A 12,182-nucleotide genomic window follows, 5' to 3' on the forward strand; every position below is an offset into this window, starting at 1 on the left:
ATATTAGCCAAATTGCGTTGAGATTGGTATGTTTCAGGCGTTCTTTTTTCGCCGCTGTGACTGGTGCGATTGATGGGTTTCGAAGATGGCGGTCGCGACTATGATAGTGCCGCCGATTACGGTATTAAGATTGAGCTCTTCACCCAAAATAATCAGCGCTAACATGGCGCCATAGAAGGGCTGTAAGCAAGAGACTAGCCCAACCGTTTTGGCGCTGAGTTGCCTCAGTGCGGAAGTAAATAGTGCGTGGGGCGCGGCGGTAAAGACGACGCCGAGTAAAATAATTAACCCCCACACTTCGAGTGAGATGCTGTTCAGTTCCGTTTGGTGCCACGGCATTAGGAACACGACGGCGACCAAGGTTTGGTAGAACATGGCATGTGGGCCGCTGTACTGGGAAAAGTAGCGTTTGTGCAATAAGTTACGGGCGGTGAACAAGATGGCGGACACTATGCCGATGGCAATGCCCAGCGTAGTGTCGTTACCTAAATTGGCCTCAGGGATGAGTAATATCACCCCTATCAGCACTAACACGCCGCTGATCATATCGAGTAATTTTATTTTACTGCCTGTCAGCAACGGCTCGGCAATCACTGTCATCACCGGATAGGTGAAAAACGCAATCATGCCAATGGCGACCGACGAGAGCTGCATGGCGGCAAAATACGTGACCCAATGCAGGCTTACGATAACCCCAAGCCCGATGGCGACCAGATAATCTTGTTTGCTGGCCAGCGTTAGCCGTTTACGGCTGAGTTTGACCAGCAAACCTAACACAGTGGCTGCGACGATACAGCGTAGGAAGGTGATGTCGAGGGCACTGAGTGGGATTAATTTAGAAAACAAAGCTGTGCCGCCAAATAGCAGCACAGCCAAATGTAATTCAATTAATCCCGAAGGTTTAGCAGAACTCAAGAAGGGTTAATCCGCTTGCTTAACATCTTTCAGGTTAGCGAAGGCTTGTCCCATACGTGTTACTGCTTCGGCTTCGACGCCTTCAGCAAAGGTCGCAATAGCATCTTTAGCAAACAACATCACTACAGTACTGCCTAACTTGAAGCGACCCATTTCTTCGCCCTTGTCTAAGGTGATGGCATCGGGGCCTTGGGTTGGATATTCCCAAGTGAAGACTTGCTTACCTGTCGGCGGCGTGACTGTGCCTGCCCAGACGGTTTCGATACTGGCAACAATCGTTGCTCCAACCAATACCATGGCCAATGGACCTAATTCGGTTTCGAAAATCGCCACCACACGTTCGTTACGGGCAAAGAGACCGGGTACGTTTCTGGCCGTTAACGGATTCACTGAAAACAGTTCACCAGGTACGTAAGTCATTTTTGATAACGTGCCTTTAATCGGCATGTGAATACGGTGATAGTCTTTAGGCGCCAGATAGATAGTCGCAAAATCACCGCCTTCGAAGCGTTTAGCATCTTCAGCTTGATCGCCAAGCAGGGTTAACGATGAATAGTGGTGACCCTTAGCTTGGAAGATGCGGCCGTTTTTAATTGGGCCTAATTGGCTTACTGCACCATCGACGGGATGCACCATGATATCGGCGTCCATATCTAACGGACGAATACCGGGTTTAAGGGCGCGGGTAAAAAAGGCATTAAAGCTTTTATAGGCTTCAGGCTCACTCTGCGCCGCTTCGCTCATATCAATTTTATATTGCTTGATAAACCACTTGATAGCGGCCGTGGTTAACGCGCCCGCTTCTGCGGCGGCCAGTTTACCCACTAAACGAGATAATAAGTGTTTCGGCAGCATGTACTGCAGCGCTATTTTGACTTTATCCAATTTTAATTCCTTTTCTTACTGCTCAATCTTTGCTGAGACTGTTGTTATTTATCAATAAGTCGTTATTCGTCAGTGGCCGCGCGGAAATGGCGGGCATGACGTTGTTCATCTAAGCTGGCGATAATTTTATGGTAATTATGAAAGCGATCTGCGCTGATCTTACCTTGGCTCAGAGCTTCTTGCAGTGCACAGCCGGGATCGTCACCGTGTTTACAATCGCGGAACTTACACGCGCCAAGATACTCGCGAAACTCGATAAAACACCAGCCTACACGTTGCGCAGGAAGATGCCAAAGGGCGAATTCGCGCACGCCTGGGGAGTCGATTAAATCGCCGCCACTAGGCAAGTGCAACAGTTTGGCTGTGGTGGTGGTGTGTTGACCTAAACCTGAGTTATCGGAAACATCACCAATCACCAGTTCGGCATCGGGTAATAGGGCATTGATGATCGATGACTTACCCACACCAGATTGGCCGGCAAATACGCTGACTTTATCTTTGAGTATGTCTTTGATGGTATCGATACCATCACCTAACTTGCTGCTGACCTTATAAACTGGATAACCAATATCTTTATAACGCTGCAGCGCTTCATCGATTGCCTGCGCTTCATCGGGGTTGAGTAAGTCAATTTTATTCAAAATGATGATAGGCGGAATATCGGTATCTTCAGCGGCCACTAAATAACGGTCGATGATCTGGGTGGTAAAGCTGGGTAATACCGAGGACACAATTAAAATTTGGTCGATATTCGAGGCGATGATTTTCACGCCATCGTATAAATCTGGGCGTGTGAGTGATGAGCGACGTGGATGAACGGCTTCAACAATACCTGCGATACCGCTATTGGCTTGGCTCTCAATGGCTAAGCGTACGATCACTTTATCGCCAGTCACTAAACTGGTGACGGCACGGCGAATATTACAGCGCACAATTTGGCCGCTTTCGGTTTCTATGTCGGCATGTTGGCCAAAACGAGAAATCACAGTACCGGGCTGTTCTTGCCCCAATGAACTATCCTGTAACTCTGGCGTATTTTTATTGCCACTATCACGATTGAGTCGCTTCTCGTGATTAGCGCGCATACGGCGTAATTGACCTTGGCTTAGGGGTTTCTTTTTACTCACTGATTCGTCTTCGTCAATTAGGTGATTTTTTGTGTCGGAAAAAAGCAGTATGATACACGCTCTTGAATAAAAAAGCCTGAATTTAGGCTAACTGACATGATAAGGCTGATTTATGACGGCAGATGTAAATAATCTCATTTGGATCGATTTGGAAATGACAGGGTTAGAGCCCGACGTCGACAGGATCATTGAAATTGCCACTTTAGTGACAGATCAAGAACTCAATATTATCGGTCAAGGTCCGGTTATCGCGATTCATCAATCGGATGACGTGCTGGCCGCTATGGATGATTGGAATCAAAAGCACCATGGTGAGTCAGGGTTGATTGACCGCGTTCGTGCTAGCCAAGAAACCGAAGCGCAAGCCGTGGCTAAGACGATTGCCTTCTTAGAACAGTATGTTCCTAAGGGCGCTTCTCCAATGTGTGGTAACAGTATTGGCCAAGATAGACGCTTCTTAAATCGTTATATGCGCGAGCTGGAAGATTATTTCCACTACCGCAATGTGGATGTCAGTACGATTAAGGAGCTAGTGAAGCGTTGGAGCCCAGAAACTATGGCGGGCTTTAAGAAGCAAAACACTCACCAAGCACTGCAGGATATCCAAGAGTCGATCGCTGAATTGCAGTATTATCGTAGCAAAGTATTTAAAATTTGACCGATCAGTAGATAAATATGCAAGAAGGGGTTGCAGCCGCATGAATTTTTCATATAATGCGGCCTCAACTTTTTGATGCGAACAGAGATGTACGGTCATTTAGATTGAATGCGACATTAGCTCAGTTGATAAAGGTTGATAGGCGATACCTTTTTTAATGTTGAAGGCAAATGTAGCAGCGATACAAAAGGCGACATTAGCTCAGTTGTTAAAGGTTGATAGACGATACCTTTGTCAATGTTGAAGGCAAATGTAGCAGCAATACGAAAGGCGACATTAGCTCAGTTGGTAGAGCGATACCTTGCCAAGGTATAGGTCATCGGTTCGAACCCGATATGTCGCTCCAAATTCTAGACTGTCACAGTCTTAAAATGTGAAATGCGACATTAGCTCAGTTGGTAGAGCGATACCTTGCCAAGGTATAGGTCATCGGTTCGAACCCGATATGTCGCTCCAAATTAAAACTTAGTGATTTACCAAATCATTAATACAGATTATGCGACATTAGCTCAGTTGGTAGAGCGATACCTTGCCAAGGTATAGGTCATCGGTTCGAACCCGATATGTCGCTCCAAATTAAAACTTAGTGATTTACCAAATCATTATACAGATTATGCGACATTAGCTCAGTTGGTAGAGCGATACCTTGCCAAGGTATAGGTCATCGGTTCGAACCCGATATGTCGCTCCAATTTCCTAAATATTCCACTACCATATTACTCAATTAACATTAGCTCAGTTGTGATTTTGATATGGCGATACCTTTGTGATTGTTAAATTAGTCAAGGTATAGGTCATTGCTCGAACCACTTCCGCTTAAAAATCATTTCGCTGTACTTCTCACGTCATTCCCTCAATTAGCTCATCTATTCCTTTCTTTATTAACTACTATCCACTGCAAACCCTCTATCTTTGATTCATCATGCACAACCAAAGACTTTACTCCAACCTTTTAGGCTAAGTGTTTTGAGATCTCTTTTGGCTTTTCTCTCTTATACAAAACAGTGTGATAGGATTTAGATGCGTGATCTGTAGCGTGTTTCTTCAAGTTTTCCTAAATTAGATAGCTTCGCGAAAGTTAAATTATGACCTTGTTCAAATATTCGTAACGCTTTTACTCACATAATGAAGCTAGACAAAATTAATAGCGCCAAGTAGTTGGCCTGACAGTGGAGTGCATTATATGCGTATTCAACAATTACGTGATCTACTTGAGTATGTGGCAAATTGCCGCTTAGATATGGCGCAACTCTATGGCCGACTCAATAATCAAGCTGACTCGGCCCGTGTGAAAATGATGCTGGATTATTTTGAGTCACATCAAAAAACCATGGCGGAGAAACTGCGCGATTATATAGAAGAAGCGCCACATCGTATTCTTGATACTTGGTACAAAGATTTCACCTTTGAAGACTTTACCAAGCGTTGCCAAGATACTATGTTGCCCGCGAACATGAATGAAGACGATGTGCTCAACTTGCACTTAGACTTAGAAAATCGTCTGATTGGTTTGTTAGAAAAAACGGTTAACTCAACCACTGCCGAAGATGCGCGTAATGCGTTAGCCAACTTGATCCGAGTAGAGAAAACTCAGCAACAACGTTTGGTCCACAGCACGATTCGGATGGACGATATCTAAACCGTCATCGCTTCTCAATTCCCAAAGCCAGCCTAGTGCTGGCTTTTGTCTTTGTTTCATCTGTGTATCGACGACTTTTGCACTACTTTGCTCCATTTGGGCGGGTATCTGCGCCTGAACTGATTTACGTCATAATTTCCCGATCCGATTCTTGCTACTTTCTTGATCTATTGGCTGATTTTTTTATCGGCCTTGCTCAATGCTGCCAAGACTCCTATGGTGAGGTAACTCATTGTGGAATGAAGTCGTTGGCGTCTAAGGAGATCCTTCATGGCACAAGATCTATCGCAATTCCCCAAGGCTTTATTTACCCAAGCACAAGTTCGCCAAGCTGAACTGAGTGCTGTGTCGCAGGGAGCCTCTAGCCTCTATGAATTGGTCGAGCGTGCTGGCGCGGCGGCTTTTGAATGTTTAACAAAACATAACCCCAATGCCTCTTCTGTATTTATCCTCGCTGGCAGCGGTAACAATGGTGCCGATGCCTTAGTGTGCGCCCGTCTAGCCCTTGCCAGTGGTATGGCCGTTTCAGTGATGATGACGTCAGCGGCAGGCACGCCTGAGTGTCAGCAAGCATTGGCCCATTATCTTAAAGACGGCGGAGAGTTACTGCCGAAAGCCGTTGCGCCCATTCTTGCGGCCAAGATCATCGTCGATGGTTTACTCGGCACAGGTGTGCGAGATGCCGTGCGCGACGATATGGCTGAGTATATTTGCGCCATCAATGACAATGCAGCTTGGGTATTGAGCCTTGATTTACCGTCTGGAGTGATTGCCGATACCGGCGCTGTGGCGGGTGTTGCTGTGATGGCGGATGTCACCTTGTGTTTTGGTGGCTGGAAGCAAGGTTTGTTAACGGGTAAGGCGCGGCATTACAGCGGCGAACTTGAATTTGCCGCTTTAGGATTAACGCCTTTCTTCGCTGAAGCGAGTGCACAAAGAGTAGGAAGAGAGACGCTTAAGGATTACTTTGCCGCCAGAGCGCGCGATAGCCATAAAGGCCAGTCGGGTAAGGTCACTGTTATTGGCGGTGATATGGGCATGGCTGGCGCCGTGCGACTGGCAAGTGAGGCATGTTTGCGTGCCGGTGCAGGATTAGTCACAGTGATCAGTCGACCTGAGCATCAATTGACTGTGAATGTTTCCCGTCCTGAATTGATGTTCTGGGGTTGTGACTTAGTCGATATGGAAGTGTATCTGCGCCTTGGTTGGGCGCAGGTTATCGTACTTGGCCCTGGTTTAGGTAAGCATGACTGGGGCTATAACTTGTTTAAAGCCGTGGGCTTAAGCGATAAACCCTGTGTTTTGGATGCCGATGCCTTAAATCTATTGAGCAATGAACCGCGCCGGCAAACCAATTGGGTGCTAACACCGCATCCAGGTGAGGCTGCGCGTCTACTCCGCTGCTCTGTGGCAGAAATTGAGCAGGATAGGTTTGCGGCTGTAAGGGCTATACAGCAAAAGTATGGCGGTGTTGTACTGTTAAAAGGCGCGGGAACGATCATTTTTGATGGCAAACAAATGGTTGTTGCACCTGTCGGTAATCCTGGGCTTGCCAGTGGTGGGTGTGGCGATGTGTTATCTGGTATTATAGGCGCGCTCATGGCTCAAGGAATGGATAACATGCAGGCGACTGTGCTGGGTGTTGTTGTACATGGTTGCGCCGCCGATCTTGCGGCAATACAGGGAGAACGTGGCATGTTAGCGAGCGATTTAATGCCTTTTATTCGCCAATTAGTGAATAGTGATTTACTCTAGGCGGTATGTGAGACTCAAGCGGGGCTGGACTTTGATCTGTGCCCTGCGCCTTTTTAGGGTTGAGTCGCTTCTCCATTAATAACAGCAGTGATATAAGCGGATATGACAGAGTTAACTTTTTTCTTAGACAACGAAGACGACACTATTGCGGTTGGGCAAAAATTAGCCCGCCATGTACAAGCGCCTTTGACTCTGTATCTTACGGGTGATTTAGGCGCCGGTAAAACGACGCTGAGTCGCGGCTTAATTCAAGGTTTGGGCCATAAAGGGGCAGTTAAAAGCCCGACTTACACTTTAGTTGAACCATATGAGCTAGAGGGTGTCGAAGTTTATCATTTTGATTTGTATCGTTTAAACGATCCAGAAGAACTCGAGTTTATGGGTATTCGTGATTACTTCACGGATAAGAGTCTGTGCATTGTTGAATGGCCAGATAAGGGAGAGGGTTTATTGCCCGATGCCGATGTCCATATGCATTTAAGTTATCAAAATAGTGGGCGTGAAATACGCATAGAGGCCTTGTCAGAGCCAGGTGAAAAGTTATTAAAAGCGATAAAATAAAAACTAAAATGATAAAAAATAACCCTTATTTTCAAATTATTATTCTTTCTTTATGTTCTTTTTTATCTGTGGCGGCCCATGCGGCTAATCAGTTAGAAAGCGTACGTATTTGGGCTGCGCCTGAGTCGACTCGAATCGTGTTTGATTTAAGTGAAGCGCCAGATTACACCTATTTCTCTTTAGATGGCCCTAATCGCTTAGTGGTGGATTTAAAAAAGTCCGCCACTAAAGTTGCGCTTAAAAATCTTGAAAACAACAGTAAGTTAGTCAAGGGCGTGCGAGTCAGTAAGTCGCCGACTAAGGGGGATTTACGCTTAGTGATCGATTTGTTGAAGCCTCTGAATGCAAGCTTGTTCTCGTTACCTGTGACCGCGCCTTATGGCAATCGTCTCGTGGTTGATTTAGAAGATAAAACCTTAACAACCGCAACTGCAGTCGTATCATCCACACCCGTTAAAACCGTTACCCAAGCGGCACAATCATCCCGCGATATCGTGATTGCTATCGATGCGGGTCATGGCGGCGACGACCCCGGCTCCATTGGCCCTTCTGGCGTTTACGAAAAAAAGGTTGCCCTAGAAATCGCCAGACGTGTTTCGAGTAAAATCAATGACACGCCCGGCATGCGCGCTGTGATGATCCGCACCGGCGATTATTTTGTGAATTTGAATAAGCGCTCTGAGTTGGCCCGCAACAGTAAGGCCGATCTACTGATTTCTATCCATGCCGATGCTTTTACTTCCCCTAATCCGCGCGGCGCCTCTGTGTGGGTATTATCCATGCGTCGCGCAAACAGTGAAATTGGCCGTTGGTTAGAGCAAAAAGAAAAGCATTCTGAGTTACTTGGCGGCGCGGGTGAGATTATCCAAAACACGGATAATGAACAGTATTTAGCCATGACGCTGCTCGATATGTCGATGAACAGTTCGATGGCCATTGGTCATTCAGTCGCTGGCGATATTCTTAAGGATTTAGGCGGCGTGACTGATTTACATAAGAGTCGCCCCGAGTCTGCGAGTTTAGCCGTGCTGAAATCACCGGATATTCCTTCAATCTTGGTGGAAACGGGCTTTATTTCGAATCCGAAAGAAGAGCGTTTGCTATCGAGTAGTCGCCATCAAGAAAATATCGCCAATGCTATTTATAAGGGTGTGAGTCGTTACTATCACAATAATCCGCCAGCGGATACCTTGCTTGCCCAACGTGGCGGCGCAAGTTCTAGCAGTGCTAAATCGACTAAAGAGAGAACGCCAACCGCTTATGTGGGGAGTTCAACGTCATCGAACGTCAAACATAAAGTCAGTCGTGGCGAGTCTTTGTCGGCCATCGCGCAGCGTTACCGTGTGCCTATGTCTAGCATCAAACAAGCGAATGGGATGAAGTCCGATGTGGTGCAGTTAGGTCAAACGTTAGTCATACCCCAGAGTTAAATAGGAAAGCATGATGGGCATTCAGATCCTGCCACCGCAATTAGCCAACCAAATTGCGGCGGGGGAAGTGGTTGAGAGACCTGCTTCCGTAGTCAAAGAATTGGTCGAGAATAGTCTCGACGCAGGAGCGAGCCGAGTCGATATTGAAATCGACAAAGGCGGTAGCAAGCTGATTAAAATTCGCGATAACGGATCTGGTATACCCAAAGATGAACTCGCGCTGGCCTTATCGCGCCATGCGACCTCAAAGTTACACACCTTAGACGATCTCGAAGCGATCCTCAGTTTTGGTTTTCGCGGTGAAGCGTTAGCGAGTATCAGCTCAGTCTCACGCTTAACCTTAACCTCGCGCACTGCTGATCAAACCGAAGCATGGCAAGCCCATGCTGAAGGTGCCGACATGGCGGTTAAAGTCATGCCCGCCGCGCATCCTGTTGGTTCTACGATTGAAGTGGTGGATTTATTTTTCAATACGCCAGCTCGCAGACGCTTTTTAAAGAGCGATAAAACCGAATTTACCCATATCGATGAATGGTTAAAGCGCATTGCATTAGTGCGCGGCGATATCCATTTCACGCTAACTCATAACGGCAAGACGGTACGCAATTATCGTCCCGCCATGAATGAGGCCCAGTATTTACAACGTTTGACGCAAGTAAGTGGCCGTCCATTTGCCGAGCAAGCGCTTAAGATTGAATGCCAGCACGATGATTTGCGCCTTAGTGGCTATTTGCAGTCACCTTGGTCACCCGTTATCAGTGATACCCATTACTTTTATGTCAACGGACGCTTAATCCGTGACCGCTTAGTCAATCACGCGGTGCGCCAAGCTTTTGCCCAAAAAGCGGAACTGGAGCAACCCGGCTATGTGTTGATGTTGGATATCGATCCCCATCAAGTGGATGTTAACGTGCATCCCGCTAAGCATGAGGTGCGATTCCATCAGAGTCGCTATGTGCATGATTATATTCTGCAAGCATTGCAATCGGCGCTGGAAGAAGCAGGGGAACTCAACTTCGTTCACTCAAGCTCTTTGGATGAAGTTGAAGATGTGTTTGTGGATGCCCCGACAAGCGCCACTGAAATCTCAGCCCCTTTTGTACTTGGTGCTGATTCAGCTCAAGTTAATGTGCCAGCTGATACACTTGAGTCTGCTCAACCGTTAGTTGCCTCTGCCGTTCAAGTAAAATCTGCCGGCGCAGGACGAGAAGGCACCAGTTTTGGCACTCAAACGAATGCCTTTGGCAGCATGGCCACGCCAAGGGACAATAGTCGCGGCAGTTATTCTGCTGGTGAATCTCGGCAACGAACTGAATTACCGTCAAAAGCGGCAATTGCAAGTTATGGTGCTTTATTGCAAACACCTTCTTACAGTGTAAAAGATCAAGATTATCAGCCATCTCTGCCTATGCCTGCGATTTTAGATAGCCAATATTGGGTAATGGTGACGGCGGATAAACTGAGTCTATTGCCAATAAAATCAGTAGCATTGGCGACGCGCTGCCAAGAGATTGAGGCTAAGCTAGCGACCGGATTAATTGGCCAGCCTTTATTGATGCCAGTGTCTGTCGCGGCCGATGCAGATTGGCAGGCTGTGCTCGATGAACATGACACGCTGATCCGCCAGTTAGGTTTAGAACTAACAATTCGTTACCAGCAGTTGATTATTAAAAAAGTGCCCCCATATATCAGAGAGAGCCAGTTAGCAAAAGTGATCCCTGAGTGGTTACAATCGCTGCGTTTTGAAACACCTGCGCCAAGCGCACTGGCATTTTGGTTGGCAAAACACAGTTTAACGGGATTCGTTTCGGCACCAGAAATCTGGGCAGCATTTTCGCAGTTAGCTGAAGAGAAAAGACAGCTTATTGCCAACAAAGCAATATTATTACCTTGGCAATCGTGGCTAGAAGAGCAAGCAAGTGAATAAAGAATTACAGCCTAAAGTGATATTTTTGATGGGGCCAACGGCCTCAGGCAAAACTGCTTTAGCATTAGAATTGGCCGAAAAGCATAACTGTGAAATCATTTCGGTCGATTCAGCATTAATTTATCGCGGTATGGACATTGGCAGTGCCAAGCCTTCCGCCGACGAACTGGCCCGTGGGCCACATCGATTGATCGACATTCGCGATCCTAGTGAAAGTTATTCGGCAGCCGACTTTAGAGCCGATGCGATAGCCGAGATAGAACACATTGTCAGCATGGGTAAAACGCCAGTATTAGTTGGCGGAACCATGATGTATTTCAAAGCGTTACTCGAAGGTTTATCACCTTTGCCTAGTGCGGACGAGGCCATTAGAGCCGAAATCCAAGCTGAGGCGGATGAAAAGGGATGGGAAGCACTGCATGACCAATTAAGGGAGATAGATCCCGTGTCGGCAGAAAGAATTCATCCTAATGATCCACAAAGACTTTCAAGAGCGCTGGAAGTCTATAGAATAAGCGGCAAGAGTATGACTGAGCTGACTCAGACCAAGTCTGCTCCCTTGCCCTATGACGTAGTGCAGTTTGCTATTGCACCGCGTGAGCGCAAAGTGTTACATGACTTAATTGCGCAACGTTTTGCGATTATGCTCAAGCAGGGCTTTCTTGAGGAAGTCACAGAGCTGAAAGCCCGTGGAGACCTGCATTTAGACTTGCCTTCAATGCGTTGTGTGGGTTATCGACAGTGCTGGCAATATCTCGATGGTGAGTTTGACTATGATACTATGGTCGAAAAAGCGGTTGCTGCTACTAGGCAATTGGCTAAGCGTCAATTAACATGGTTGCGCAGTTGGCCAGAGTTGAATTGGCTCGAAAGTGGTGCTGAGGGGAATTTAGTTACACTTATGCGTCAATGCCGCTAGCTTATTAGCCCTTGCTGTATAATACTAAAACTAAACAAAAAACTATCACTGATATCGATTTATTTTATATAAATTAAAAAGGAAATAATAAAATGGCTAAGGGGCAATCTTTACAAGACCCATTTTTGAACGCATTGCGTCGCGAGCGCGTTCCTGTATCAATTTACTTGGTGAACGGCATTAAACTCCAAGGACAGGTAGAGTCGTTTGATCAATTTGTCATTCTGTTGAAAAACACAGTGAGCCAAATGGTTTATAAACACGCTATTTCTACTGTAGTGCCAGCACGCCCATTCAACGTCACTGGTCACCAAAATGCCCAAGGCGGATATGGTGCTCAAGATGATGCGCCTAGTGGCGAATAAG

11 protein-coding genes and 4 tRNA genes are annotated in these 12,182 nt (G+C 46.6%); 12 read left to right on the forward strand and 3 right to left on the reverse strand.

Annotation, left to right across the window (positions count from 1 at the left end; all coding sequences use genetic code 11):
- Positions 1-33: 33 nt before the first annotated feature.
- The 3 genes from DYH48_RS01220 to rsgA all read right to left on the reverse strand — a co-directional run bounded on the left by DYH48_RS01220 (position 34) and on the right by rsgA (position 2,927).
- Positions 34-915: a DMT family transporter gene (locus DYH48_RS01220; protein ID WP_115333836.1), complete on the reverse strand. Its 882-nt coding sequence runs from the start codon at positions 913-915 to the stop codon at positions 34-36.
- Positions 916-921: 6 nt separating this feature from the next.
- Complete coding sequence (gene asd / locus DYH48_RS01225; RefSeq protein ID WP_011845719.1) at positions 922-1,800, reverse strand: archaetidylserine decarboxylase; 879 nt, start codon at positions 1,798-1,800, stop codon at positions 922-924.
- 62 nt (positions 1,801-1,862) lie between these two features.
- The gene (rsgA, locus tag DYH48_RS01230; RefSeq protein WP_115333837.1) at positions 1,863-2,927 is read right to left on the reverse strand and encodes a small ribosomal subunit biogenesis GTPase RsgA; all 1,065 of its coding nucleotides are present in this window, start codon (positions 2,925-2,927) and stop codon (positions 1,863-1,865) included.
- Positions 2,928-3,039: 112 nt separating this feature from the next.
- Here rsgA and orn point away from each other — a divergent pair, with 112 nt between their 5' ends.
- The 12 genes from orn to hfq all read left to right on the forward strand — a co-directional run bounded on the left by orn (position 3,040) and on the right by hfq (position 12,181).
- The gene (gene orn / locus DYH48_RS01235; RefSeq protein ID WP_006080044.1) at positions 3,040-3,585 is read left to right on the forward strand and encodes an oligoribonuclease; all 546 of its coding nucleotides are present in this window, start codon (positions 3,040-3,042) and stop codon (positions 3,583-3,585) included.
- Between the two features lie 270 nt (positions 3,586-3,855).
- A tRNA-Gly gene (locus tag DYH48_RS01240) sits at positions 3,856-3,931 on the forward strand.
- Between the two features lie 34 nt (positions 3,932-3,965).
- A tRNA-Gly gene (locus DYH48_RS01245) sits at positions 3,966-4,041 on the forward strand.
- A 42-nt stretch (positions 4,042-4,083) separates the two neighbouring features.
- Positions 4,084-4,159 (forward strand) — tRNA-Gly (locus tag DYH48_RS01250).
- Positions 4,160-4,200: 41 nt separating this feature from the next.
- Positions 4,201-4,276 (forward strand) — tRNA-Gly (locus DYH48_RS01255).
- Between the two features lie 492 nt (positions 4,277-4,768).
- Complete coding sequence (locus tag DYH48_RS01260) at positions 4,769-5,224, forward strand: hypothetical protein (protein ID WP_006080046.1); 456 nt, start codon at positions 4,769-4,771, stop codon at positions 5,222-5,224.
- Between the two features lie 270 nt (positions 5,225-5,494).
- Positions 5,495-6,979, forward strand: coding sequence for an NAD(P)H-hydrate dehydratase (locus DYH48_RS01265; protein WP_115333838.1), 1,485 nt, complete (start codon positions 5,495-5,497; stop codon positions 6,977-6,979).
- Positions 6,980-7,081: 102 nt separating this feature from the next.
- Positions 7,082-7,540, forward strand: coding sequence for a tRNA (adenosine(37)-N6)-threonylcarbamoyltransferase complex ATPase subunit type 1 TsaE (gene tsaE, locus DYH48_RS01270; protein ID WP_006084210.1), 459 nt, complete (start codon positions 7,082-7,084; stop codon positions 7,538-7,540).
- A gap of 8 nt (positions 7,541-7,548) precedes the next feature.
- A complete protein-coding gene (locus DYH48_RS01275; RefSeq protein WP_115333839.1) occupies positions 7,549-8,970 on the forward strand; it encodes an N-acetylmuramoyl-L-alanine amidase in 1,422 nt (473 codons plus the stop codon).
- Between the two features lie 13 nt (positions 8,971-8,983).
- On the forward strand, positions 8,984-10,897 hold the full coding sequence (gene mutL / locus DYH48_RS01280) for a DNA mismatch repair endonuclease MutL (RefSeq protein ID WP_115333840.1): 1,914 nt from the start codon (positions 8,984-8,986) through the stop codon (positions 10,895-10,897).
- Complete coding sequence (gene miaA / locus DYH48_RS01285; protein ID WP_115333841.1) at positions 10,890-11,816, forward strand: tRNA (adenosine(37)-N6)-dimethylallyltransferase MiaA; 927 nt, start codon at positions 10,890-10,892, stop codon at positions 11,814-11,816. Before mutL ends, miaA begins: the two co-directional genes overlap by 8 nt.
- A 92-nt stretch (positions 11,817-11,908) precedes the next feature.
- Entirely contained in the window at positions 11,909-12,181 is a 273-nt protein-coding gene (gene hfq / locus DYH48_RS01290) for an RNA chaperone Hfq (protein WP_006084207.1), read from the forward strand.
- The last annotated feature ends 1 nt before the right edge of the window (position 12,182 follow it).

It is taken from the genome of Shewanella baltica (genome assembly GCF_900456975.1).
Classification (GTDB): Bacteria; Pseudomonadota; Gammaproteobacteria; order Enterobacterales; family Shewanellaceae; genus Shewanella; species Shewanella baltica.

Excerpts from the sequence above, each read along its gene's own strand:
- orn (WP_006080044.1), top strand. The coding sequence starts at position 3,040 with ATGACGGCAGATGTAAATAATCTCATTTGGATCGATTTGGAAATGACA.
- DYH48_RS01260 (WP_006080046.1), top strand. The coding sequence starts at position 4,769 with ATGCGTATTCAACAATTACGTGATCTACTTGAGTATGTGGCAAATTGC.
- DYH48_RS01265 (WP_115333838.1), top strand. The coding sequence starts at position 5,495 with ATGGCACAAGATCTATCGCAATTCCCCAAGGCTTTATTTACCCAAGCA.
- tsaE (WP_006084210.1), top strand. The coding sequence starts at position 7,082 with ATGACAGAGTTAACTTTTTTCTTAGACAACGAAGACGACACTATTGCG.
- DYH48_RS01275 (WP_115333839.1), top strand. The coding sequence starts at position 7,549 with ATGATAAAAAATAACCCTTATTTTCAAATTATTATTCTTTCTTTATGT.
- mutL (WP_115333840.1), top strand. The coding sequence starts at position 8,984 with ATGGGCATTCAGATCCTGCCACCGCAATTAGCCAACCAAATTGCGGCG.
- hfq (WP_006084207.1), top strand. The coding sequence starts at position 11,909 with ATGGCTAAGGGGCAATCTTTACAAGACCCATTTTTGAACGCATTGCGT.